The organism is Cryobacterium frigoriphilum (genome assembly GCF_004403305.1).
GTDB classification, from domain to species: Bacteria; Actinomycetota; Actinomycetes; order Actinomycetales; family Microbacteriaceae; genus Cryobacterium; species Cryobacterium frigoriphilum.
In genome coordinates this window covers 16,657-39,113 of the sequence record NZ_SOHE01000088.1, presented here as the reverse complement: position 1 = coordinate 39,113, position 22,457 = coordinate 16,657, and the positions used below count along the sequence as shown (strand labels likewise).

Sequence of the window (22,457 nt, the reverse complement as noted above, 5' to 3'; positions counted from 1 at the left end):
GGCGTGCCTCACGGCAGGGCTCAAAAAAAACTCTAGTCTGCAGACGTGCCTGAAACAGAGGAAACGCTCCCCCCGGAGTTCGCGGCCGCGCTTCGAGCGCTGCGCAGCGCACTGCGTCGCCCGGAACTGATCGTCACCGAAATCCCGGCTCCCAGCCGCCTTGCACCCTACGCTGTCGCCTTCTCGGCCGACATCGCGCCGGTGCGGCACGGCAGCGACTCGGATCTCGGAACCGGACGCTTCATCTTGCTCTACGACCCGGAGGAACCGGATGCCTGGGGCGGGGCCTTTCGCGTCGTGTGCTTCGCGCAGGCGCCCCTGGAAACGGAAATCGGTCTCGATCCGTTTCTCGCCGAGGTCACCTGGACCTGGCTCGTGGACGCCCTGGACGCCCGCGGAGCCCGGTATGTCGCGGCTTCCGGTACCGCGACTAAGATTTTATCGTCGGGCTTTGGTGAATTGGCCCGGCAGGGCGATGGTGCCCAGATCGAGTTGCGTGCCTCCTGGACGCCGCTCGACCACAACCTCACCGCTCATGTCGAAGGCTGGGGCGAGCTGCTCTGCATGCTCGCCGGGCTACCCCCCGCGGGGGAAGGAATCAGTATGTTGTCAGCACGCCGAGCAGCACGTGGATAGCCGGGACTCCCAGATCGAGGACCCGAGCGGCACCACGGCGCACATCACAGCGCACACCGCAGAGGTCGCCACCCCGGGGGCCCGCACGATTACCGAGGGCCACACGATCGATCTCGGCACCCACCGGGTCATCGACACCCGCGAGGGGTACCTGGCCGCGACGAAACTGCTCGCCGCGGGAACCGGGCCGATCGGGATCGACGCGGAACGGGCATCCGGTTTCACCTATTCCCAGCGCGCCTACCTGATTCAGATCTACCGGCGCGACGCCGGCACCTTTCTGTTCGACCCGCCGCCGATCGGTGATTTCTCCGAACTCAACGACGCCCTGGCCGATCAGGTCTGGATTCTGCACGCGGCCAGCCAAGACCTGGCCTGCCTGCGCGAGGTCGGCATCGACCCGCAGCGCATTTTTGACACCGAACTCGGCGCGCGACTGCTCGGACTTCCCCGCGTCGGCCTCGGCACCGTCGTCGAAGAGCTGCTCAGCATCCACCTGAAGAAAGAGCACTCGGCCGCGAACTGGTCGACCCGGCCGTTGCCGGAACCGTGGCTCGTCTATGCGGCCCTCGACGTCGAGCTGCTGCCCGATCTGTACGACCGCATGGTGATGATGTTCACCGAGGCCCGCAAGTCCGGCATCGCGGAGCAGGAGTTTCAGGCCGTGCTGGCCAAGGAAGCCAAGCCGGCCAGGGCAGAACCGTGGCGCCGCCTCTCTGGCGTGCACGGGCTGCGCGGGGTGCGCAACCTCGCCGTGGCCAGGGAACTCTGGATCGCGCGCGACGACTACGCCCGTGACGTGGACATTTCACCCGGTCGGCTCATTCCCGATGCCGCCATTATCGCCGCGGCGAAGCTCAACCCCAGCACCCGGCAGGCTCTCTCGAATCTGCGCGAGTTCACGGGACGCGCCAGCCGCAGCCAGCTCGACCGGTGGTGGGCGGCGATTGCGTTCGCGCAGACCACGACCGAGTTGCCGCAGCTCAAGCCGTCGGGCGACACCCTGCCGCCGCCGCGCGCCTGGGCCGAACGTAACCCCGAAGCCGACGTTCGTTACCGGTTCGCCCGCCTCGCCCTCGCCGAGGTCGGAGAGGCCCTGTCGATTCCGCTCGAGAATCTGCTGACCCCCGACTATCTGCGTCGCGTCGCGTGGTCGCCTCCGCAGCCGACGGATGCGGCATCCGTCGCCCTGGCCCTGGCAGAGCTCGGTGCGCGGCAGTGGCAAATTGACGCCACTGCACAAGTAATCGCCGAAGCTTTTGTAGATGATCACCAAACCGAGGAGCCCGCTCCGGATTCCGAGTCGTAGAAAGCGGCAAAGGATTCTCGTTCATAAATGTTGCCCCTCTAGGATCGGCCCTGACCCGAACTGATTGATGGAGGCATTGTGGCCGAAAGAGCAGAAGTCGTATTTGTAGACGGGGTTCGCACCCCGTTCGGACGCGCTGGCGAAAAGGGAATGTATTGGGGAACCCGCGCCGACGACCTCGTGGTGAAGGCCATGATTGGGTTGCTGGAACGCAACCCGACCCTGCCAGGAGACCGCGTGGACGACGTGGCGATCGCCGCGACGACGCAGACTGGTGATCAGGGCCTGACCCTCGGCCGCACGGCAGCGCTGCTCGCCGGCCTGCCGAAGTCGGTGCCCGGCTTCGCGATCGACCGGATGTGCGCCGGCGCGATGACCGCCGTGACCACGATGGGTTCCGCGATCGGTTTCGGCGCCTATGACGTGGCCATTGCCGGCGGCGTCGAGCACATGGGACGCCACCCGATGGGGTTCGGCGCCGACCCGAACCCGCGGTTCCTCTCCGAACGCCTCGTGAGCGAGGACGCCCTCGTGATGGGAGCGACCGCCGAGCGCATTCACGACCGTTTCCCCTCGTACACGAAGGAGCGCTCCGACCGTTTCGCGCTGCGGAGCCAGCAGAAGGTCGCCGCCGCCTACGAGGCCGGCCAGATCCAGCCCGATCTGATTCCCGTCGCCACCCGCAGCGCCGCGGGCTGGGGTCTGGCGACCAGGGACGAGGCACCACGCCCCGAAACGACGATGGAGGGCCTCGCCGCCCTGCGGACCCCCTTCCGCTCGCACGGTCGCATCACGGCCGGCAATGCCTCCGGCCTCAACGATGGCGCCTCAGCCTGCCTGCTCGCGAGCGGTGCCGCCGCGAAAGAGCTCGGCCTGAGCGTCAAGATGAAGATGGTCAGCTTCGCATTCGCCGGTGTCGAACCGGAGGTCATGGGTCTGGGCCCGGTGCCGTCGACGGAGAAGGCGCTGCGCAAGGCCGGCCTGAACATCACCGACATCGGCCTCTTCGAGCTCAATGAGGCCTTCGCGGTTCAGGTCATCTCGTTCCTCGACCACTTCGGCATCGACGACGAAGACCCCCGCGTCAACGAGTACGGCGGGGCGATCGCCATCGGGCATCCACTGGCCTCATCGGGCGTGCGCCTCATGAGCCAGCTCGCCCACCAGTTTGCCGCGCACCCCGAGGTTCGCTACGGCCTGACGGCCATGTGCATCGGCCTCGGCCAGGGCGGCACCGTCATCTGGGAAAACCCGAACTTCAACAAGAAGGCTGGCAAGCGATGACCGACACGAGCACGCTCAACTACGACTCGCTCGATTTCTCCCCGCTCGTAGAGATGTCGGCCGATGAGGTCGTCACGCACTGCTACGTGCGCGACATTCCGTTGTCGGGCGGCCGCACCCTCGCCCTCGTCACCCTCGACAACGGCCGCGACCACACCCGGCCGAACACCCTCGGCCCGGTCACCCTGCTCGAGTTCGCGGCGACCCTCGACACGCTCACGGCGCGCGCCGGGCGCGGCGAGATCCACGGCGTGGCCGTGACCGGCAAGCCGTTCATTCTCGCGGCCGGAGCCGACCTGAGCAAGGTTGCCGAGGTCCCCTCGCGGGAGGTCGGCAAGCTGCTGACCCAGCTCGGTCACTTCGCCTTCGCCAAGCAGGCAACCCTCGGGGTGCCGTCGTTCGTGTTCATCAACGGCCTTGCCCTCGGCGGCGGCCTCGAGATCGCGCTGAACGCCGATTACCGCACGGTGGACGCGACGGTGCCAGCCATCGCGCTGCCCGAGGTCTTTCTCGGGCTGATTCCCGGCTGGGGCGGCTCCTACCTGCTGCCCAACCTGATCGGCATCGAGAACGCCCTCAAGGTCATCATCGAGAACCCGCTCAAAAACAATCGCACCCTCAAGGCGACGGATGCCCTCGAACTCGGCATCGCGGACGTCTTGTTCCCCTCGGCCCGGTTTCTCGAACAGTCCATCACGTGGGCCGACGGGGTCATCGCCGGCACCGTCAAGGTCACCCGCCCGAACGTGCCAGGCAAGATCGAGCGCCTGGTCAAATGGGACGCCGCGGTCGGCATCGCCCGCAAGATGCTCGTGAACCGCATCGGAACCGTCGCCCGCTCGCCGTATGCGGCCCTCGACCTGCTGCAGGCCGCGAAGTCGGGCACCGCGGCCGAGGGATTCGCGCGGGAAGATGAGGCCCTCGCCGACCTCATCAGCGGCGACCAGCTGCAGGCGAGCATCTACGCCTTCAACCTCGTGCAGAAGCGCGCGAAACGGCCGGCCGGCACGCCCGACAAGGCGCTCGCACGACCGATCGGCAAGGTCGGCGTGATCGGTGCCGGACTCATGGCGAGCCAGTTCGCGCTGCTCTTCGTGCGTCGCCTGCGGGTTCCCGTCGTGATCACCGACCTCGATCAGGCCAGGGTCGACAAGGGCGTCGCCTACATCCACTCCGAGATTGCCACGCTCGAGAGCAAGAAGCGCATATCAGCGGATGAAGCGAACCGGCTGCGCGCGCTCGTCACCGGCACGACCGACAAGGCCGACTTCGCCGACGCGGACTGGGTCATCGAGGCCGTGTTCGAGGAGCTCGGTGTGAAGCAGGCGGTCTTCGCGGAGATCGAGAAGTTCGTGTCGCCCGAGGCGATCCTGGCCACGAACACCTCGTCGTTATCGGTCGAGCAGATCGGTGCGAATCTGCAGCACCCGGAACGGCTCGTCGGGTTCCACTTCTTCAACCCGGTCGCCGTGATGCCGCTGATCGAGGTCGTCAACACACCGTCGACCAATGAGGTGACCCTGTCGACCGCGATGGTCGTGGCCGGAAAGCTGCGCAAGAACGCGGTCATCACGAGGGACACCCCCGGATTCGTGGTGAACCGCCTGCTGGCCAAGCTGCTCGGTGAGGCCATGCACGCCGTCGACACCGGCACCCCGTTCGAGGTCGTCAACGGCGCGCTCGACCCGTTCGGGCTGCCGATGTCACCGTTCGAGCTGCTCGAGCTGGTCGGCCTCAAGGTCGGCGCGCACGTGCTCGACACCCATCACGCGGCGTTCCCTGACCGGTTCTTCGAGAGCACGAACCTGCACCGTCTCGCCGAGCACGGCACGATCCTCGCTCGTGACGCGAAGGGACGCGTCACCGGCTTCGACAAGAAGGCCGTGACCATCGTCGCCGGCGGAACGACACCGATGACGGCCGAACAGATCCTGGCCAGGGTCGAAGACGGCCTCGCCGACGAGATCAAGCGGATGCTCGATGACGACGTGGTTCACGCCGCCGAAGACATCGACCTGTGCATGATTCTCGGCGCCGGCTGGCCGTTCCAGATGGGCGGCATCACGCCGTACCTCGATCGGGTCGGGGCCAGCGAGCGGGTGTTCGCGGCAACGTTCCACTCCCCCGCAATCCGCGGCGTGGCATCCGTCGCCGTGCTGAGCTAGCCCCGCACAGGTTTCGCGAGTGAGCGCTTTCTGCACTTCCCACGCGCGGGAAGTGCAGAAAGCGCTCACTCGCGGATTGTGACGAGCGAACCTAGGTGTCGCGGCGGGTGACCGTGATCGAGCCGGTGTCTGCGCGGTTCGGCGGCAGCGGCTTGGCGTGCGGAATCTTGGAGCCGAGTACCATCGCCACGACGTCGCGGGCGATGCGCTGCGGGGTGAGGCCGACCCGTTCGAGAATCTCGGCGCGGGTTCCGTGATCGAGAAACTGGTCGGGCAGCCCGAGCTCGGTGACCGCGGTGTCGACGCCGGCCTCGCGCAGGTCCTGGCGGATGCGGGTGCCGATTCCGCCGACCCGGATTCCGTCTTCGAGACTGACCAGAATGCGGTGCGCGGCGGCGAGCTCGATCACCGACTTCGGTACCGGCACCACCCAGCGCGGGTCGATGACGGTCGCCCCGATACCCTGGGCGGCGAGGCGTTCGGCGATCTCGAGGCCCATGCCGGCCATCGGTCCGACCGTGACGATGAGCACGTCCTGCTCTGACGACTCGAGCAGCACGTCGACCCCGTCTGGCAGGCGGCGCACGGCGTCGTACTCGGTTCCGGTGCTGCCCTTCGGGAACCGCAGCACGGTGGGTGCGTCGTCGACGAGCACGGCTTCCGCGAGTTCCTCGCGCAGGCGTGCGGAGTCGCGCGGTGCCGCGAGGCGAATGTTGGGGATGACCTGCAGAATTGCGAGGTCCCACATGCCGTGGTGGCTGGGGCCGTCAGGGCCGGTGACTCCGGCACGGTCGAGCACGAAGGTGACGCCGGCCTGGTGCAGCGCGACGTCCATGAGCACCTGGTCGAAGGCGCGGTTGATGAAGGTCGCGTAGAGGGCGACGACGGGGTGCAGACCGCCGAACGCGAGGCCGGCGGCGGATGTCACGGCGTGCTGCTCGGCGATGCCCACGTCGTGCACGCGGTCGGGAAAACGCTCCGCCATCTTGTGCAGGCCGGTGGGGCGCAACATCGCGGCCGTGATCGCCACGATGCGGTCGTTCTCGGTCGCGAGGCGCAGCAGCTCGTCGGCGAAAACCGAGGTGTACGAGGGTTTGCCGGGCAGCTCGATGGATTCGCCGGTCTCCGGGTCGATCTGGCCGACGGCGTGGAACTGGTCTGCGGAGTCCTGTACGGCCGGCTCGTAGCCTTTACCCTTCTGGGTGATGGCGTGCACGATCACGGGCGCGCCGTAGTTCTTGGCCTGGCTGAGGGCCTCCTGCATGGCTTCCAGGTCGTGGCCGTCGATCGGGCCGATGTATTTGATGTCGAGGTTGGAGTACAGGGCCTCGTTGTTGGTGACCTTGCTGAGAAAGCCGTGCAGGCCGCCGCGCACGCCGCGGTACATGGCCCGGCCCGGAGCGCCGAGCTTGTCGAAGACGTCGCGGCTGTGCAGGTAGGCGGTGCGGTAGCTGCGCCGGGTACGCACGGTGTTCAGGAACCGGGCCATGCCGCCGATGGTCGGCGCATAGGAGCGGCCGTTGTCGTTGACGACGATGATGAGGCGACGGGTGTTGTCGTCGCTGATGTTGTTGAGGGCTTCCCAGGTCATGCCGCCGGTCAGCGAGCCGTCGCCGACGACGGCCACCACGTGGCGGTCACGCTGACCGGTCATTTCGAAGGCCCGGGAGATGCCGTCGGCCCAGGACAGCGAGCTCGAGGCGTGCGAGCTCTCGACGATGTCGTGTACGGACTCGCGGCGCTGCGGGTAGCCGGCGAGGCCGGTCAGCCGCCGCAGCTTACTGAAGTCCTGACGCCCGGTGAGCAGCTTGTGCACATACGTTTGATGTCCGGTGTCGAAGACGATCGCATCCGTCGGCGAATCGAATACCCGATGGATGGCGATGGTCAATTCGACGACACCGAGGTTGGGGCCGAGGTGTCCCCCGGTCTTGGAGACTTCCCGCACGAGAAAGTCGCGAACCTCACCGGCGAGCTGAACCAGCTCTGCCCGGGTGAGTCCATCGAGGTCCCTTGGTCCGTGGATCGTCTCCAGAAGGGTCATCCCAGCCACCTTTGCTTGAGGGGTCGTGCGTGTGTGTATTAAAGACCACCGGCGCGCAGACCCGAATGAATCGAGTCTACGCGCCAGAGGTTGGTAACCAGGTTACGCGACGAGCGAGCGCAACACGTACTGCAGGATGCCACCGTTGCGGTAGTAGTCCGCCTCACCGGGGGTGTCGATGCGTACGACGGCGTCGAACTCGACCGTGGCCTTGCCGGCCGCGGAGAATTCGCTCGGCACGGCGGTCACGTGAACCGTCTTCGGCGTTGACCCGTTGTTGAGCTCGGTGATGCCGGCGATCGAGACGATCTCGGTGCCATCGAGGCCCAGCGACTCGGCACTCTGGCCGACCGGGAACTGCAGCGGCACGACGCCCATTCCGATCAGGTTCGAGCGGTGGATGCGCTCGAAGCTCTCGGTGATGACGGCCTTGACGCCGAGCAGGCTCGTACCCTTGGCTGCCCAGTCGCGGCTGGAACCCGAGCCGTACTCCTTGCCGCCGAAGATGACGAGCGGGGTGCCGGCGGCCTGGTAGTTCTGGGCGGCATCGTAGATGTCGGCCTTCGGGCCGCCCGCGACGGTGAAGTCACGGGTGAAGCCGCCCTCGACGTTGTCGAGGAGCTGGTTGCGCAGACGGATGTTCGCGAAGGTTCCGCGAATCATGACCTCGTGGTTACCGCGACGCGAACCGTAGGAGTTGTAGTCCCCACGTTCGATGCCGTGCTCGGCGAGGTACCGACCGGCGGGACCGTCGGCCTTGATCGAACCGGCCGGGCTGATGTGGTCGGTGGTGACCGAATCGCCGAGCTTGGCGAGAACACGGGCGCCGTCGATGTTCGTGACCGGGCTGGTCTCGATGGTCATGCCGTCGAAGTACGGGGGCTTGCGCACGTAGGTCGACTCGGCGTCCCAGGCGAAGATGTCACCGACGGGGGTCTCGAGCGACTGCCAGCGCTCGTCACCCTCGAAGACGCCGGCGTACTGGGTGTCGAACATGTTCGAGTCGATGGACTCGTCGATGGTCTTCTGCACCTCGTCGGCGTCGGGCCAGATGTCCTTCAGGAAGACATCGTTGCCCTCGGTGTCCTTGCCGAGCGAGTCGGTGTCGAAGTCGAAGTTCATCGATCCGGCCAGGGCGTACGCGATGACCAGCGGCGGGCTCGCGAGGTAGTTCATCTTCACGTCGGGGTTGATGCGTCCCTCGAAGTTGCGGTTACCGGAGAGCACCGCGGTGACCGCGAGGTCGTTCTGCTGCACGGCCGAGGAGATTTCGTCCTCGAGCGGGCCGGAGTTACCGATGCAGGTCGTGCAGCCGTAGCCGACGAGGTAGAAGCCGAGGTCTTCGAGGTAGCCGTTGAGGCCGGCCTTCGCGTAGTACTCGGTGACGACCTTGGAACCGGGGGCGAGCGTGGTCTTGACCCACGGCTTCGACTTCAGGCCCTTCAGGCTGGCGTTGCGGGCCAGCAGGCCGGCGGCGAGCATGACCGACGGGTTCGACGTGTTGGTGCACGATGTGATCGCGGCGATCGCGACCGAGCCGTTGTCGATCGTGAATTCCCGGCCGTCGGCGAGCACGACGTCGGTCGGCTGCGGGTGTGACACCGTCGGGTGGCTCGTGTGACGGGCCAGTCCGCTCTCAAACTCGTGCTTGTGAGCGGTCAGCTCGTCTTCGGGCGTGAAACCGATCGGGTCTGACGCCGGGAAGGTACCCTCTATCGCCGCGTCCACGAGGGACACGGGAGCGTTGGCGTAGTTGTCCAGGTCGCGCTCGAACTGGCTCTTGGCCTCGCTGAGCACGATGCGGTCCTGCGGGCGCTTCGGTCCGGCGATCGAGGGAACGACCGTGGAGAGGTCGAGCTCGAGGTACTCGCTGAAGACGGGCTCGACGTCGGGGTTGTGCCACAGGCCCTGGAGCTTGGAGTACGCCTCGACGAGGTTCACCTGCTCTTCACTGCGGCCGGTGAGGCGCAGGTAGCCGAGCGTGATGTCGTCGACGGGGAACATGGCGGCGGTGGAGCCGAACTCGGGGCTCATGTTGCCGATGGTGGCGCGGTTCGCGAGCGGCACCGACGCGACGCCGGCCCCGTAGAACTCGACGAACTTGCCGACCACGCCGTGTGCGCGCAGCATCTGCGTGATGGTGAGCACGACATCCGTCGCCGTGACGCCGGCGGGGATCGAGCCGGAGAGCTTGAAGCCGACGACCTTGGGGATGAGCATGGAGACGGGCTGGCCGAGCATGGCCGCCTCGGCTTCGATTCCGCCGACGCCCCAGCCGAGCACGCCGAGGCCGTTGACCATGGTCGTGTGCGAGTCGGTGCCGACGCAGGTGTCGGGGTAGGCCTGCAGGTTGCCGGCTACTTCACGGGTCATGGTGACGCGGGCCAGGTACTCGATGTTGACCTGGTGCACGATTCCGGTTCCCGGGGGAACGACCTTGAAGTCGTCGAACGCGGTCTGGCCCCAGCGCAGGAACTGGTAACGCTCACCGTTGCGCTCGTACTCGATCTCCACGTTGCGCTCGAAGGCGTCGGGGGTTCCGAACAGGTCGGCGATGACGGAGTGGTCGATGACCATCTCGGTCGGTGCGAGCGGGTTGATCTTCTTGGCGTCGCCGCCGAGGTCGACGAGGGCCTCGCGCATGGTGGCGAGGTCGACGATGCAGGGAACTCCGGTGAAGTCCTGCATGATCACGCGCGCCGGCGTGAACTGGATCTCGGTGTCGGGGTCGCTGGTGGGGACCCACTCGCCGAGGGCACGGATGTGCGCGGCGGTGATGTTCTTGCCGTCTTCGGTGCGGAGAAGATTCTCCAGCAGCACCTTCAGGCTGTACGGCAGTTTCTCGTAACCTGCGACCGAGTCGAGACGAAAGACTTCATAGTCAGTCGACCCAACGCGCAGGGTGTCCTTTGCTCCAAAACTATTTACCGCAGACACGATGCCCTCTCCTTTGTGGGAGCCGACGGGGTACCGGCGGCAATCCTCAATCCTTGTGGCCGGACACACCCTCGTGCCAGCAAGGTAAGCCTTACCAGCGGATGCCGGGCCTACCGTTCACGTACAAACTACAGTTCACGTTCGAACCGGACTTCACGCACATCAAGAAACTATCTTGACGTCAAGATAACTCTAGCAGCCAGGACCGCACGGGCCGGACTAGGCGGCGGCATCCGCTTTGCGATACACCGAACGCACGAGCAGCCAGGAGACGACGAGCAGGGGGGCATAGAGCGGGATGCCCATCAGCAGCTTGGTGGTGGCGAGCAGCTCGACGTTGTCGGCCAGGTACATGGGAAGTTGCACCGCCAGGCGCCCCAGGAACAGGCCGGTCCAGCAGAGAGTGAGAATCGTCAGAACGCGCCGCTTGGAGGCGTCGAGTCGCCACGCCACGCCGTCGCCCATGAGAAAACCCACCGCCACCCCAATAAGGGGCCAGCGCACCAGAACCGAGATGAGAAGCGCGGCTCCGTAGCCGGCGTTGGTCCAGAGGCCGACGAGAAAGAAGTCCGAGGGCTTGCCGGTGAACAGCGCCAGGGCAACGCTGATGGCCGTTCCGACGAGGCCGCCAATGGCCGGCGTCGTCGTCTGCCGGGTCACGGCGCGCAGCACGACGAAGATGACACCGATCACGAGGGGCGCCACGAGCGAGGGCAACAGGGTACCGATCGGGTCGGTCGTGACATCGGTCGACGGATCGATGGTGAGCGAGTAGGTGACCAGAAACACGAGCCCGGGCAGCACGGCCTCGATCAGGCCACGGATGCCGCCCATCGTGGCCAGCAGCGCCTTGCCACTGATCGCCTCCCCCTCGGTCGCCGCACCGAACCCGGCACGGCGGGCGGCGCCGGCCATCGACTCGGCGAACACGGCGGAAGCTGTTGGAGCGGCAGAAGCTGTTGGAACGGCAGAGTCGGTCGGAGTTGCAGAGTCGGTCGGAGTTGCAGAGTCGGTCGGAGTCGCAGACGCGACGGGAGCGGGCGCGTCGTCGGGAGTGCCGGACGGAGTCCCCGCGCTGCCGCGGCCGCTGCCAGCCGGGTCGGAGTGGTCAGATTCGTGGCTCATGTGACTGTCCAGCTTCGGTTGAATCGGTCCGGTTTCGGATGAGTCGGCGACTCAGCGACAAGGCCGGGGCCTCAGGCGGGGTTGGCTTCCGGTGTCGGTGTCGACGACGCCGGCATGCGCAGGGGAATCAGGTCACGAGGCGGCATCGGGGTTGCGCCACGCACGACGACGATGCTGCGGAAGAGGTCCTCGATCTGGGCGGCCGCCTCGGGGTTCACGGCACCCTCGCCGGCGATCACTCCGCGCAGGAACCAGCGCGGCCCGTCGACACCCACGAAGCGAGCGAGTCGGGTGACGCCGCCCTGGCCCTGACCAGCGGCGACGGGGATTTCGGCGAGCAGTTCGGGGCCGAACGGCCCCTCGCGCAGGGTCGTGGTGCCACCCTGCTTGCCGATCTGGTCGCGAATCTGGTCGCGAATCTCGTGCCACAGGCCGGTCGAACGCGGGGCAGCGAAGGGCTGCACCTGCAGGGTCGAACCGGCGTAGTCGAGTCCGATGGCAACGACACGCTTGCTGCCCTCTTCGATTTCGAGACGCAGGTGCAGGCCGTCGCGGGGCAGAATCTTGATGCCGCCAAGGTCGACGTAGGGGCGAACCGGGTTCGCTTCGAGTTCATCGAGCGGTCCCTCGGTCGCGCGGTCGTCGGGCGCCGACTTGTCGTTGGATGCCTGGGCGGGGGCGTCGAGGTCAGTGTCGATCTCGGTGTCGATCTCGGTGGGGGTTTCGGCGTCACTCACAGTGCGCCTCCTGTCTGGTTTGTTGCGGGCGCGGTGCCGGTGGAGCCGAATCCGCCGACGCCACGCTGGCTGCCGGGAAGGTGCTCGACCGGAATGAACGTGGCATGGGCGACGGGCATCACGATGAGCTGCGCGATGCGGTCGCCGATCTCGATGCGAAAGGCCTCGGCCGGGTCGGTGTTGAGCAGGGCGATCTTGATTTCGCCGCGATAGCCGGCATCCACTGTTCCCGGAGAGTTCACGATCGTGATGCCGTGCTTGACCGCGAGGCCGCTGCGGGGAACGACGAAGGCCGCAAACCCGTCGGGCAACGCTATCGACACGCCGGTGCCCACGAGGGCGCGCGCTCCCGGAGCGAGCGTGAGGGCCTCCGCCGAATGCAGATCGGCCCCGGCATCACCGGGATGCGCGTAGTTGGGGAGGACGGACGCGGTTATCAGTACTTCTACGCTTTCTGCCACGTGTCGAGGGTAGTCCAGAACTCTGATCGAATAGAGCCATGCCTGAATTCCCCGAAAAGCCTGAATTGCACGTCAAGCCTGAATACCGCGAAAAATTGTGGCCCACACCCTGGGTCTTCATCGCGACCGCCCTCGTGATCCCCGCCAGCATCCTCGTGCTGGTGCCGATTTCGCTGCTGGCGGGCGTGATCACCGCCGCCGTTCTGTACGGCGGATGCGTCGCGCTGCTCGTCGCGTCGTCTCCCGTCGTGGCGGTGAAAGACGGAATCCTGCAGTGCGGCCGGGCACGCATCACGACCGACATGCTCGGCGAGGCCGTGGCGTTCGAGGGCGCCGAGGCAACGCAGCAGCGCGGGCCGGCACTCGACGCCCGGGCCTGGATGCTGATTCGCGGCTGGGTCTCACCGATCGTGCGCATTCCGATCGTCGATGCGAGCGACCCGGCGCCGTACTGGCTGGTCTCGAGCCGTCAACCCACAAAGCTGGCAGCCGCGATCAATGAATCGCGGCAACCAGCCTGAGGTGTTGTTCGCGTCTTAGGAGTCGCACTCCAGGCAAATCAAGCCGAGCTTGGTCTCGTGGCCCATCTGCGAGCGGTGCTTCACAAGGAAGCAGCTCACGCAGGTGAACTCGTCGGCCTGCGGAGGCAGAACGACGACGTCGAGGTCGAGATCGGAGAGGTCCGCACCCGGAAGGTCGAACCCGCCGGGGTTGTCGGAGTCGTCAACGTCAACGCTGCCGGACATCTTGTCGGGCACGCGCTCCTTGAGGGCCTCAATTGACTCTGAGTCGTCCTCGGTCTTGCGCGGTGCGTCGTAGTCGGTTGCCATGCCCATCCATTTCCGTAGCGCCGATAAACGAAATCGGCGGGCACAGTTTCCAACATTCCGCGTGGAATAGCAAACCGTGTCCGAAACTTCGCTTCGACTCTGGGATCAACTTGCGGCACGCCCGGCGTATTCCCCGGCTTTTGTGCCGACCCGTGGCAGTCTTACACCCGTCGGTAATCGCGAGAGGCGCTCTTCATGCAGGAATTGAAGGTTATAGGAGTCGAGAACGGTGCGCTGCTTGCAGCCTCCGAAGACGGGGATCGATATCGGATCGCCATTGACGCCGTGCTCCAGTCCCGGCTTCGCCAAGCCCAAATTGACCCACCGGCCGGGCCCAAGCTCAGCCCGCGTGAGGTACAGGCGCACATCCGCTCCGGAATGAGCGCCGAAGACGTCGCCGCCGTGACCGGCGCCTCGCTCGACTACGTGCGGCGCTTCGAAGGCCCCGTGGTCGCCGAGCGCGAGTACATGGTGTCGTCCGCGCTGAGCGTGCCCGTTCACACCGCGATCGACCCCGACCCGGTCGATGAAGATGCCAACTTTGGCAGTGTGATTCGTGAGCGTCTCGCGACCCTGGGCGCTACGAACGAGCGCTGGGCCAGCTGGAAAGAGCCCGGCGGCGGCTGGATCGTCAAGCTGTCCTTCACAGCGGATGACATCGACCATGACGCGCGTTGGGGCTTCGAGCCCAAGAAGAACGCCCTCTCGCCGATCGGCAGCGAGGCCATCGCGCTCTCGCAGCAGGGCGAGCTCAAGGGTTCCCTGATTCCCCGGCTGCGCGCGGTCGGTTCGGAAACGAGCGCAGCCGACGTGTCGCGCTTTGACAGCGGTGCCTTCAATTTCACCGAGTCGCTCGCCGACGAAATTCTCAACGACACGGCCCCGCACCCCGACCCGATTCCGTACTCGCGTGCGCTGTCGACAACGGATGCGGTCTCCAAGGCCGCCATCAAACGTGCCGCCGAGCCGCCGTCGAGCATGAGCGAGACCGCCGACCTGCTCGAGTCCCTGCGCCGTCGACGCGGCGAACGTGAAGCGGCCAGCTTCGATGAGGCGCCGGCCAAGCCGGCCACCGCGAGCACCGGGCGCCGCCGCGATGTCTCGTCCGATGCGATCGGCCACGGCCCGCTGAGTTCCGTTCGCTCGGCCGGCTCGGTCCCGAGCGCCGTGGAGCCGATCGACAAGCCCGCTGCCGCTCCGGCCCGCAACATCTGGGCCACGCAGGCCGCGCAGGGCGCCAAGGCCCAGGGTCGCACGCCCCCGGCCGCGGGCAAGCGCGGTCGCGCGTCGATGCCGAGCTGGGACGAGATTGTCTTCGGCGCCCGCACCGACGACGACCTGAGCTGACCCGGCACCGGCACTCGCACCCGCACCGGCACGAACAGCAACTTTTCGCGGCGGTGCTGCGGGAGCGTCGGCCTGCGTCCTGGCTGGGGCACCGGCCTGGGACACCGGCCTGGGTACTAGAAAATTTCGGCGCGCCGGGATATAGTCGCAATATCGAATACCTGTTCGATTGGCGATGAATCGAGGCTGCACTCCATGTCTGTTCTGCAGGAACCGGTGACGGTCTACACGAGCGCGGCGGGTGAACCCGTTCGCCTCGTCTGGCGGGCGCGGAGATTTCGGGTGACCGATACGCCCACCACCCTCGTGGGCACGTCGGAGTGGTGGCATCCGCTGGCCGCGCACAGCTACGGGGTGGGACATCCGCCGCTCTCGATCGCGGGCTGGCGCTTTCAGGCGACAGCGGATGACGGCGAAACGCACGTTTTCGACGTCAGTCAGCACGATGACGGTGGACGCTGGCAGCTCGATCGCATCTTCGATTAGAAGGGACACCATCGTGCCCTTGCGCGCAACCGCATCACCGACCGACGTGGCCCGCCTGCGGCTGCTGAGTCACGGGCTGGCGGACGCAGCCCCGACCGGCCCGCTCGCCGCGGTCGAACGCCTGCTCGCGGTTCAGGCTCAGGACTTTGCGGCGTCGAAGTGGGCACTCGGCGTGCGCTCCCCCGGCACGACGATCACCGACGTCGAGACAGCGCTGAACACCGGGCAGATCGTTCGCTCCTGGCCGATGCGCGGCACGCTGCACCTCGTGCCGGCGGCCGAGCTGCACTGGATGCTGCGACTGAGTGCCCCACGGCAGGTCGCGGGCGCCGCAACCATTCACGCCCGTCTCGGTCTCACGCCGCAGCTTCTCGAGCGGGCCCGGCAGATCGCCATCGAGGCCCTGCACGGCGGCCGGCAACTGAGCCGCATCGAGTTTCTCGCTCTGCTCGAGAGGCACGACATCAGCACCGCGCAGCAGCGGGGATACCACACCATCTGGTTCCTCGCCCTGACCGGAACGCTGTGCTGGGGGCCGCAGGTCGGCACCCAGCAGGCACTGACCCTGCTCGACGAGTGGGTGCCGCAGCCGCGGCGGCTGGAACGTGACGAGTCCCTCGGGGAGTTCGCCCTGCGCTACTTTGCCGGTCACGGGCCCGCCACGCTCGCCGACTTCACGGGCTGGAGTGGGCTCACCCTGACCGACGCCCGCATCGGACTCGCCGTCGCTCGCCCGGCGTTGACGGAGGTGAGCATCCGTTCCGGGCAGGCGGACTCGGCGCCGATGTATTTCAGGGACACGGCCTTCAGCGACACGGCCTTCAGCGACACGGGCACAAACACGGCTGTGGGCGCTGGCGGCCCACCCCGGCAACGCTCAAGCGTTCTCGCGCTGCCCGGCTTTGATGAGTATTTCATCGGGTACCGCGATCGCAGCGCCATCATCGACGACGCGCTCGTGACGCGGGTCGTTCCGGGCAAGAACGGCATCTTTCTGCCGCTGCTCGTCTCTGCCGGGCGCGTCGTGGGAACGTGGCGCAAGAAGGCATCCACTCGCGCGATCACCGTGACCCCGCAACCGTTTGCGGCGCTCACGGTGCGGCAACAGGCAGGACTGCGACGGGGCATCCGTGACTATGCACGATTTCTCGGACTCGAGGCGAACCTGTCCGGGTTAGCCTAGATCGTGCGAATAACCACCAGCCTGCGGATTTCCCGACGACTCCCTTTTCTGCAGACCGTGAAGACCTCGGTCGCCGTGGCTCTGGCCTGGCTGCTGTCGCAGCTGCTGCTGCCCAGCGACCTGCCGATCTTCGCCGCGATCGCGGCCCTGCTCGTCGTGCAGCCGAGCGTGAACCAGACCCTCGGCCGGGCGATCGAACGCACCCTGGGGGTCATCGGCGGCGTGATCATCGCCTCGTCGATCGGATTCTTTCTCGGCCAGTCGAGCTGGGTCGTGCTCGGCACGGTCGTCGTGAGCATCCTTGTGGGCTGGGCGCTACGCCTGTCGCCGGTGTCGGCGAGCCAGATTCCGATCAGCGCGATGCTCGTTCTCGCACTCGGCGCCACGACTCCCGGCTATGCCCTCGACCGCATCTTCGAGACGTTCATCGGGGCCGGCGTCGCGCTCATCGTCAACGCGGTCATTGTTCCCCCGGTGCTCATCGCACCGGCGCGCGACGCCGTGGGGCTTCTGGCCAGGGAGGTCGCCGACACCTTTGACCGCATCGTTCACGCACTGGGCGCGCCGCAAACCCCGGCCAACATGATGGAACTCATGATCAAGGCCCGCCTGCTGCGGCCGATGCTCGAGTCGGCCGAGAAGGCCATCGCGCAGGCGGAGGAGAGCCTCATGCTCAACCCCCGCCAGGCCAAGCTGCGGCGCGGACTCGATGCCGACCAGCAGATGATCGAGCGGCTGCCGACGCTCGTGACCCGCGCGATCGGCATGAGCCGCGCCCTGCACGACCACTACGACAATGCCCTGCAGTACGAGCCGAGCGTTCAAGCCTTCTCGAAGGAGCTCGCCAGGGCCGCGCACGACCTGCGTTTGCTCGCCCGGGAGGAGGGCGACACGACGACCGTTGCCGAGCCGCCGGTCTCCGAGGTACTGGCCCTGACGGCTCCGCTGCGCATCGTGACGCCGCATCCGGACCACTGGATCCTGATCGGGTCACTCATGGAAGACCTGCGCCGGGTGCGCGAGGAGATCGTGGGCGAGTAGGAGCGGCCGAGCGCGGCATCCGTCGGCTCAACCAGCTCAGCGAGTGCTTGTTTGTCGTGGCCGCGCCCGTTCCGGGTGACCGCTACGGCCGTTACCGTAGCGGTCACCCGGAACGGGCGCCATCACGCCTAGGATGGCGAAATCACCCCCAATCGACGGTAGGACTCATGGCCAGGCTCGTCTACACCGGACTCACGTCGCTCGACGGCTACGTGGCGGATGCCGCGGGCAATTTCGACTGGAGCATGCCCGACGACGAGGTGCACACCTTCGTCAACGACCTCGAACGCGGAACCGGCACGCAGCTCTATGGCCGGCGCCTCTACGAAGTCATGGCGGTGTGGGACACCCTGGACACCGATGAGGAGCCGGCGGTCATGCGCGACTATGCCGCCCTCTGGAAAGCCGCCGACAAGATCGTGTATTCCACGACGCTCGACTCGGTCGCGACAACACGCACCCGGCTCGAACGCGAGGTCGATGTCGCGGCCATCCGCGCGTTGAAGGCAACGGCGGATGCCGACATCGGCGTGGGCGGTCCGACCCTCGCCGCGCACTTCATCGCCGCCGGACTCGTCGACGAGTACCACCAGTTTCTGTCGCCGGTCATCGTGGGCGGCGGCACCCGCTTCCTTCCGGAGGGCGTGCGCCTCGACCTCGACCTCGTCGAGGAACGCCGCTTCGGCAACGGCGTGGTCTACCTGCACTACCGCCCGCGCGCCTGAACGAGCCTCCCCCGCGCCGTCGTCGTGTCAACGCCCCCTCACCGGGCGCGGGGAGCCGTTTTGTACCTAGACTGGACGAAAAAGGGGAGGCAGCCATGAGTGGTGGTGGATTGCAGGGACGAGGATTCACGGGCCCGGGGGTCAATCTTCCCGCCGGGCAGCTTCATCCCGGCGTGACAGTGCCCGACCATCGCGACGCCGATGGTGTCCCGTCGCCCGCGGCCAACACTCGCGTCACGGCCATCACCGGCATCGTGGTTGGTGTCATCCCGCTGCTGTCCTGGATCGGGCTGTTCCTGAGCATCGTGGCCCTCGTCGCCTGCCGCCGGGCCGGAGCGAAGCCGACCCTGCCCGTCGTCGGCCTTGTCGTCAGTTCAGTGGTGCTTGCGGCATCCGTCGTATATTTGCTCATTCCCGTCGGACCTTTCGCACTGGGCTAAAGCACCGACGTCACGTGCGCGGCACCCGTACGGCGACCTCATAGCCGCCGGCGGCGTAAATCGTGCGAAACTCCACGCCCGGGTGCAGTTTCTCGCCCACAACCAGCACCGTGTCCCAGTCGCCCGGCAGGCCCCCGGCGGAGTGATCAACGACGAGGTAGTCCGGCAGCGGATTCTCGTTGCCGAGCCAGTACACGTCCGTGCGCTCGACGAGGTAGTTCATGAGGCCGATGTCACTTTCGACGACGCTTCCGTCGGGGACTGCGGCCAGGGCGCCCGCGGCATCCGCTGCCCGACTGGTACCGAAGTGGGTATCGACATCCGCAAGCCGGGACAGCGGCAGCTGCGGGGTCAGCGCCATCGCGACGAGCACGATGACGGGCACGACGAATCGGCTGTAGGCGCGAAGCCAGGGGCGCGGGCTGCTGCGCAGGAGACGGATGCCGTCCAGGGCCGCGCAGAACAGGATGGGCATGAGCACGGCGCTGTACTGCCAGCCAGGACCCCAGTAGCCGTGGTTCTCGGACAGAAAACGCCAGGCCAGCGTCGGCAGCAGCACGAGCGCGAGCGGGGACCGCAGGGCGAGAAGGCCGGAGGCGAGCAGCAGAAAGAGCACGGTGACGCCCTTCTCCGGCTGGAAGAACGCGAGCGGGTCGGCGACGAGGGCGCCGAGGTTCATGCTGCTCGTGTACGTCCACCGCCCGCCAGGGTTGAGCACCGGCAACACCACGAAGCTCGCGACCGCGAACCAGGCCAGGCCCCAGACCGCCAGCCAGAGGCCGAGCGGCCCCCGGCTGCGCCAGGCCAGCACGAGCCCGAGGGCGAAGACGGTGAGGCCGAGATCCTCCTTCACGAAAACGAGTGGCAGCGCCCAGAGCACGCACGCGAGCCACCGCTCACGCAGCAGCGCGGCAAGAGACAGAGCGAGCAGCGGCACCGCGAAGGCAACCTCGTGAAACTGCACCGCGACCGCGCCCTGCAGGCCCCAGCTCAGGCCGAAGGCGAGGCCGAACAGCGCTCCCGGCCAGGGCCCGAGCAGGCGGGCAGCGGCGTACGCGATGACCGCGGCGGCGAACCCGAACAGCAGGTTCTGCACCACGACGAGGGTGAACGCGTGCGGAAAGACCGCGTAGACCGGTGCCAGCAGCACGAGAAGCGGATGAAAGTGGTCACCGAGCAGGTTGTAGCCCTCGCCCTTGATGGTCACGATGGGCGCCTGCAGGGTGGCGTACCGCCCGGCGAGCTGGGTGAAGATGCCGAGGTCCCAGGACGGGGCCGCGAAGCTCTGCCACTGCAGGGCGGAGAAGACCGTGTAGACGCCCGCGGTGATCACGCCGACGAGCGCTGCGATCAGCACGGCGAGCGAGGGGCGCCGCCCGAGCGGGCGCCCGGGCTCGGTCGCCTGAGCTGGCGTCGGCGCGGCCGCTGCCGCGGGTACCCCCGGTGCCGCCGTGATCGATCCTCGCTCCCCCACCGCCTGCGTGCCCTACAAGACCTTGGAGAGAAAGTCCTGGGTGCGCACGTGCTGCGGGTTGCCGAAGAGTTCGGCGGGGGTGCCCTCCTCGACGACGAGTCCGTCGGCCATGAAGATCACCCGGTCGGCGACCTCGCGGGCGAAACCCATCTCGTGGGTGACGACGACCATGGTCATGCCCTCGGCGGCGAGGTCCCGAATGACCTGCAGCACCTCGCCGACCATCTCCGGGTCGAGCGCGCTCGTGGCCTCATCGAAGAGCATGATGTCGGGGTTCACGGCGAGCGACCGGGCAATGGCGACGCGCTGCTTTTGGCCACCGGACAGCTGGGCCGGGCGGGCATCGGCCTTGTCGGCGAGGCCCACCCGCTCGAGCAGTTTCAGGGCGGTGGCGCGGGCATCCGCTTTGCTGCCCCGCTTGAGCTCGACCGGGGCGAGCATGATGTTCTGCAGCACCGTCATGTGCGGAAACAGGTTGAAGTGCTGAAAGACCATGCCGATGTGCTGGCGCACCTCGTTGAGGTTCACGGTCTTGTCGGTGAGGTCGAAGCCGTCGACGATGACCGTGCCCGAGGTGATGTCGTCGAGCTTGTTCAGGCAGCGCAGAAAGGTGGACTTGCCCGAGCCCGATGGACCGATGACACAGACGACCTCACCCTCGGCGATCTCGACGTCGAGTCCCTTGAGCACCTCGTTGGCTCCGAAGGACTTGCGCAGGCCACGCACTGAAATTTTGCTGGTGACGGTGCTCATTTGTTGAACCTCTTGTCGAGCTTGTTGGAGAGCATGGTGAGCAGGTTGATGACGATGAAGTAGAGCGCCGCCACGATCAGCAGGGTCTCACCGGTACGGAAGTTGGAGGCGTAAATCTGCTGGCCCTGATAGGTGAGTTCGGCGAAACCGATCACCGCGAGCAGCGAGGTGTCCTTCAGGGTCATCACGAACTGGTTGATGAACGACGGCGTCATGATCTTGACCGCCTGCGGCAGCACGACGCGGCGCATGGTCGTGACGTAGCCGAGTCCGAGGCTGCGGCCGGCTTCGGTCTGACCGGCGTCGACGGACTGGATGCCGCCGCGCACGATCTCCGTCATGTACGCGCCGGCGTTGAGGCTCAGGGTGAGCACTCCGGCGGTGAGCACGTCGATCGACTGCCCGGTGAGCTGCGGCAGGCCGAAGTAGAAGAAGAACGCCTGCACGAGCAAGGGGGTGCCGCGGAAGATGCTCACGTAGATGGTCGAAATACCGCGCAGAATGCGGCTCTCGGAGACCGTGAAGAAGCCAAACAACACACCGAGCACGAGCGCGATGAGGATGGACAGGCCGGTGGCCAGCAGGGTCAGGCCGAGGCCCTTCATGAGCGCCGGCATGCTGTCGGCGAGCAGGCCGAAGAAGCTCGTGTCACTCGATGCTGCGGGCGCGTCGAGGTACTTGTCGAGGATGTCCTGGTACTCGCCGCCGGCCTTGAGCTCGGCCAGGCCGGTGTTGAAGGCGGCGAGCAGTTCGGGGTTCTGCCCCTTGTTGACGGCGAAGCCGTAGGAGCTGCCTTGCTCCTTCTCGGTCACCGACTTGAGGCCGTTGTTCTGGTTGATGCCGTAGGCGAGCACCGGGTAGTCGTCGAAGACGGCGACGGAGTTGCCGGCCTTGACATCGTCGTACATGGTTGCGGAGTCGGCGAGGGCCTTCACGGTGAACCCGTACTCGGCACTGATCGAGTTCGCGAAGGTCTCCCCCTCGCTGCCGCGCTTAGCTACGACGGTCTCGCCGGCAAGGTCGTCGTAGCCGGTGATCTCGGCGTTGTCCTCGGCGACGGCCATCTGTACGCCGGAGTCGAAGTACGGGTCTGAGAAGTCGAAGATCAGCTGACGTTCATCGGTGATCGACATGCCGGCGATGACGCCGTCGACCTGATTGGACTGCAGGGCCTGCAGCGCAGCGTCGAAGCCGAGGGACTTGATCTCGACGGAGAAGCCCTGGCTGGCTGCGATGTCCCGCACGAGGTCCATGTCGATGCCGGTCAGTTCACCGTCTTCGCGGTATTCAAAGGGCGCGAAGGTCGTGTCGGTGCCGATGACGTAGGTCTCGCCGGTGGTGTCGGCGCTGACCGTGCTGGCGGCGGCGGCGCCGACTCCGACGAAACCGCCGGCGAGGGCCACCAGCGCGGTCGCAGCGAGGGCAAACTTACCCGCCCGGGAATGGTGAATTTTACGCAAAGTGGAACCATTTCTTATCG

The 22,457-nt window shown here is 66.7% G+C and carries 20 protein-coding genes; 11 read left to right on the top strand and 9 right to left on the bottom strand.

The window, feature by feature from the left end:
* The first annotated feature begins 45 nt into the window (after nt 1-45).
* The 4 genes from E3T55_RS19195 (at nt 46) to E3T55_RS19180 (ending at nt 5,394) form a co-directional block, all read left to right on the top strand.
* Nucleotides 46-636, top strand: coding sequence for a DUF3000 domain-containing protein (locus E3T55_RS19195; protein WP_134521139.1), 591 nt, complete (start codon nt 46-48; stop codon nt 634-636).
* Nucleotides 637-724: 88 nt separating this feature from the next.
* Nucleotides 725-1,945, top strand: coding sequence for an HRDC domain-containing protein (locus E3T55_RS19190; RefSeq protein WP_420898020.1), 1,221 nt, complete (start codon nt 725-727; stop codon nt 1,943-1,945).
* Nucleotides 1,946-2,023: 78 nt separating this feature from the next.
* Nucleotides 2,024-3,229, top strand: coding sequence for a thiolase family protein (locus E3T55_RS19185; RefSeq protein WP_134521137.1), 1,206 nt, complete (start codon nt 2,024-2,026; stop codon nt 3,227-3,229).
* Complete coding sequence (locus tag E3T55_RS19180) at nt 3,226-5,394, top strand: 3-hydroxyacyl-CoA dehydrogenase NAD-binding domain-containing protein (protein WP_134521136.1); 2,169 nt, start codon at nt 3,226-3,228, stop codon at nt 5,392-5,394. The genes E3T55_RS19185 and E3T55_RS19180 overlap by 4 nt, the downstream gene beginning before the upstream one ends.
* 91 nt (nt 5,395-5,485) lie before the next feature.
* Here E3T55_RS19180 and dxs read toward each other — a convergent pair whose 3' ends face one another.
* The 5 genes from dxs to dut all read right to left on the bottom strand — a co-directional run bounded on the left by dxs (nt 5,486) and on the right by dut (nt 12,698).
* The gene (gene dxs / locus E3T55_RS19175) at nt 5,486-7,438 is read right to left on the bottom strand and encodes a 1-deoxy-D-xylulose-5-phosphate synthase (RefSeq protein WP_134521135.1); all 1,953 of its coding nucleotides are present in this window, start codon (nt 7,436-7,438) and stop codon (nt 5,486-5,488) included.
* 102 nt (nt 7,439-7,540) lie between these two features.
* Nucleotides 7,541-10,375: an aconitate hydratase gene (locus E3T55_RS19170; RefSeq protein WP_134521134.1), complete on the bottom strand. Its 2,835-nt coding sequence runs from the start codon at nt 10,373-10,375 to the stop codon at nt 7,541-7,543.
* Nucleotides 10,376-10,594: 219 nt separating this feature from the next.
* On the bottom strand, nt 10,595-11,500 hold the full coding sequence (locus tag E3T55_RS19165) for a DUF3159 domain-containing protein (protein WP_134521133.1): 906 nt from the start codon (nt 11,498-11,500) through the stop codon (nt 10,595-10,597).
* A gap of 71 nt (nt 11,501-11,571) precedes the next feature.
* Nucleotides 11,572-12,198 carry a DUF3710 domain-containing protein gene (locus tag E3T55_RS19160; protein ID WP_174775493.1) on the bottom strand — a complete coding sequence of 209 codons (627 nt, stop codon included), beginning with the start codon at nt 12,196-12,198 and terminating at the stop codon, nt 11,572-11,574.
* Between the two features lie 35 nt (nt 12,199-12,233).
* A complete protein-coding gene (gene dut / locus E3T55_RS19155; protein ID WP_134521132.1) occupies nt 12,234-12,698 on the bottom strand; it encodes a dUTP diphosphatase in 465 nt (154 codons plus the stop codon).
* A 38-nt stretch (nt 12,699-12,736) separates the two neighbouring features.
* On the opposite strand from dut, the gene E3T55_RS19150 reads away from it, so the two are divergent.
* On the top strand, nt 12,737-13,219 hold the full coding sequence (locus E3T55_RS19150) for a DUF3093 domain-containing protein (protein WP_241993158.1): 483 nt from the start codon (nt 12,737-12,739) through the stop codon (nt 13,217-13,219).
* A gap of 15 nt (nt 13,220-13,234) precedes the next feature.
* Here the strand turns inward: E3T55_RS19150 and E3T55_RS19145 are convergent, their stop codons facing one another.
* On the bottom strand, nt 13,235-13,528 hold the full coding sequence (locus E3T55_RS19145) for a DUF4193 domain-containing protein (RefSeq protein ID WP_119973976.1): 294 nt from the start codon (nt 13,526-13,528) through the stop codon (nt 13,235-13,237).
* A 195-nt stretch (nt 13,529-13,723) separates the two neighbouring features.
* Between E3T55_RS19145 and sepH the strand changes: the two genes are divergently transcribed.
* The 6 genes from sepH to E3T55_RS19115 all read left to right on the top strand — a co-directional run bounded on the left by sepH (nt 13,724) and on the right by E3T55_RS19115 (nt 18,750).
* The gene (gene sepH / locus E3T55_RS19140; RefSeq protein ID WP_134521131.1) at nt 13,724-14,875 is read left to right on the top strand and encodes a septation protein SepH; all 1,152 of its coding nucleotides are present in this window, start codon (nt 13,724-13,726) and stop codon (nt 14,873-14,875) included.
* A gap of 195 nt (nt 14,876-15,070) precedes the next feature.
* Entirely contained in the window at nt 15,071-15,361 is a 291-nt protein-coding gene (locus tag E3T55_RS19135) for a hypothetical protein (protein ID WP_134521130.1), read from the top strand.
* Between the two features lie 13 nt (nt 15,362-15,374).
* Entirely contained in the window at nt 15,375-16,544 is a 1,170-nt protein-coding gene (locus tag E3T55_RS19130) for a winged helix DNA-binding domain-containing protein (protein WP_166791846.1), read from the top strand.
* A 3-nt stretch (nt 16,545-16,547) separates the two neighbouring features.
* Entirely contained in the window at nt 16,548-17,585 is a 1,038-nt protein-coding gene (locus E3T55_RS19125; protein ID WP_134521128.1) for an FUSC family protein, read from the top strand.
* 167 nt (nt 17,586-17,752) lie between these two features.
* Nucleotides 17,753-18,310, top strand: coding sequence for a dihydrofolate reductase family protein (locus E3T55_RS19120; protein WP_134521127.1), 558 nt, complete (start codon nt 17,753-17,755; stop codon nt 18,308-18,310).
* Between the two features lie 173 nt (nt 18,311-18,483).
* Complete coding sequence (locus E3T55_RS19115; protein ID WP_134521126.1) at nt 18,484-18,750, top strand: hypothetical protein; 267 nt, start codon at nt 18,484-18,486, stop codon at nt 18,748-18,750.
* Between the two features lie 10 nt (nt 18,751-18,760).
* Here E3T55_RS19115 and E3T55_RS19110 read toward each other — a convergent pair whose 3' ends face one another.
* From E3T55_RS19110 to E3T55_RS19100, 3 genes are read right to left on the bottom strand one after another with little or no spacing between them, the layout of a single operon-like run.
* Nucleotides 18,761-20,224 (bottom strand): DUF2079 domain-containing protein, encoded by a 1,464-nt coding sequence (locus E3T55_RS19110; protein ID WP_134521125.1) that lies wholly within the window; start codon nt 20,222-20,224, stop codon nt 18,761-18,763.
* A gap of 12 nt (nt 20,225-20,236) precedes the next feature.
* A complete protein-coding gene (locus E3T55_RS19105) occupies nt 20,237-20,977 on the bottom strand; it encodes an amino acid ABC transporter ATP-binding protein (protein WP_134521124.1) in 741 nt (246 codons plus the stop codon).
* A complete protein-coding gene (locus tag E3T55_RS19100; RefSeq protein ID WP_241993157.1) occupies nt 20,974-22,437 on the bottom strand; it encodes an amino acid ABC transporter substrate-binding protein/permease in 1,464 nt (487 codons plus the stop codon). The genes E3T55_RS19105 and E3T55_RS19100 overlap by 4 nt, the downstream gene beginning before the upstream one ends.
* Nucleotides 22,438-22,457: the final 20 nt, after the last annotated feature.

Coding starts and splice junctions, on each gene's coding strand:
- E3T55_RS19165 (WP_134521133.1), bottom strand. CDS start 11,500: ATGAGCCACGAATCTGACCACTCCGACCCGGCTGGCAGCGGCCGCGGC.
- E3T55_RS19145 (WP_119973976.1), bottom strand. CDS start 13,528: ATGGCAACCGACTACGACGCACCGCGCAAGACCGAGGACGACTCAGAG.
- sepH (WP_134521131.1), top strand. CDS start 13,724: ATGCAGGAATTGAAGGTTATAGGAGTCGAGAACGGTGCGCTGCTTGCA.
- E3T55_RS19150 (WP_241993158.1), top strand. CDS start 12,737: ATGCCTGAATTCCCCGAAAAGCCTGAATTGCACGTCAAGCCTGAATAC.
- E3T55_RS19135 (WP_134521130.1), top strand. CDS start 15,071: ATGTCTGTTCTGCAGGAACCGGTGACGGTCTACACGAGCGCGGCGGGT.
- dxs (WP_134521135.1), bottom strand. CDS start 7,438: ATGACCCTTCTGGAGACGATCCACGGACCAAGGGACCTCGATGGACTC.
- E3T55_RS19120 (WP_134521127.1), top strand. CDS start 17,753: ATGGCCAGGCTCGTCTACACCGGACTCACGTCGCTCGACGGCTACGTG.
- E3T55_RS19180 (WP_134521136.1), top strand. CDS start 3,226: ATGACCGACACGAGCACGCTCAACTACGACTCGCTCGATTTCTCCCCG.
- E3T55_RS19105 (WP_134521124.1), bottom strand. CDS start 20,977: ATGAGCACCGTCACCAGCAAAATTTCAGTGCGTGGCCTGCGCAAGTCC.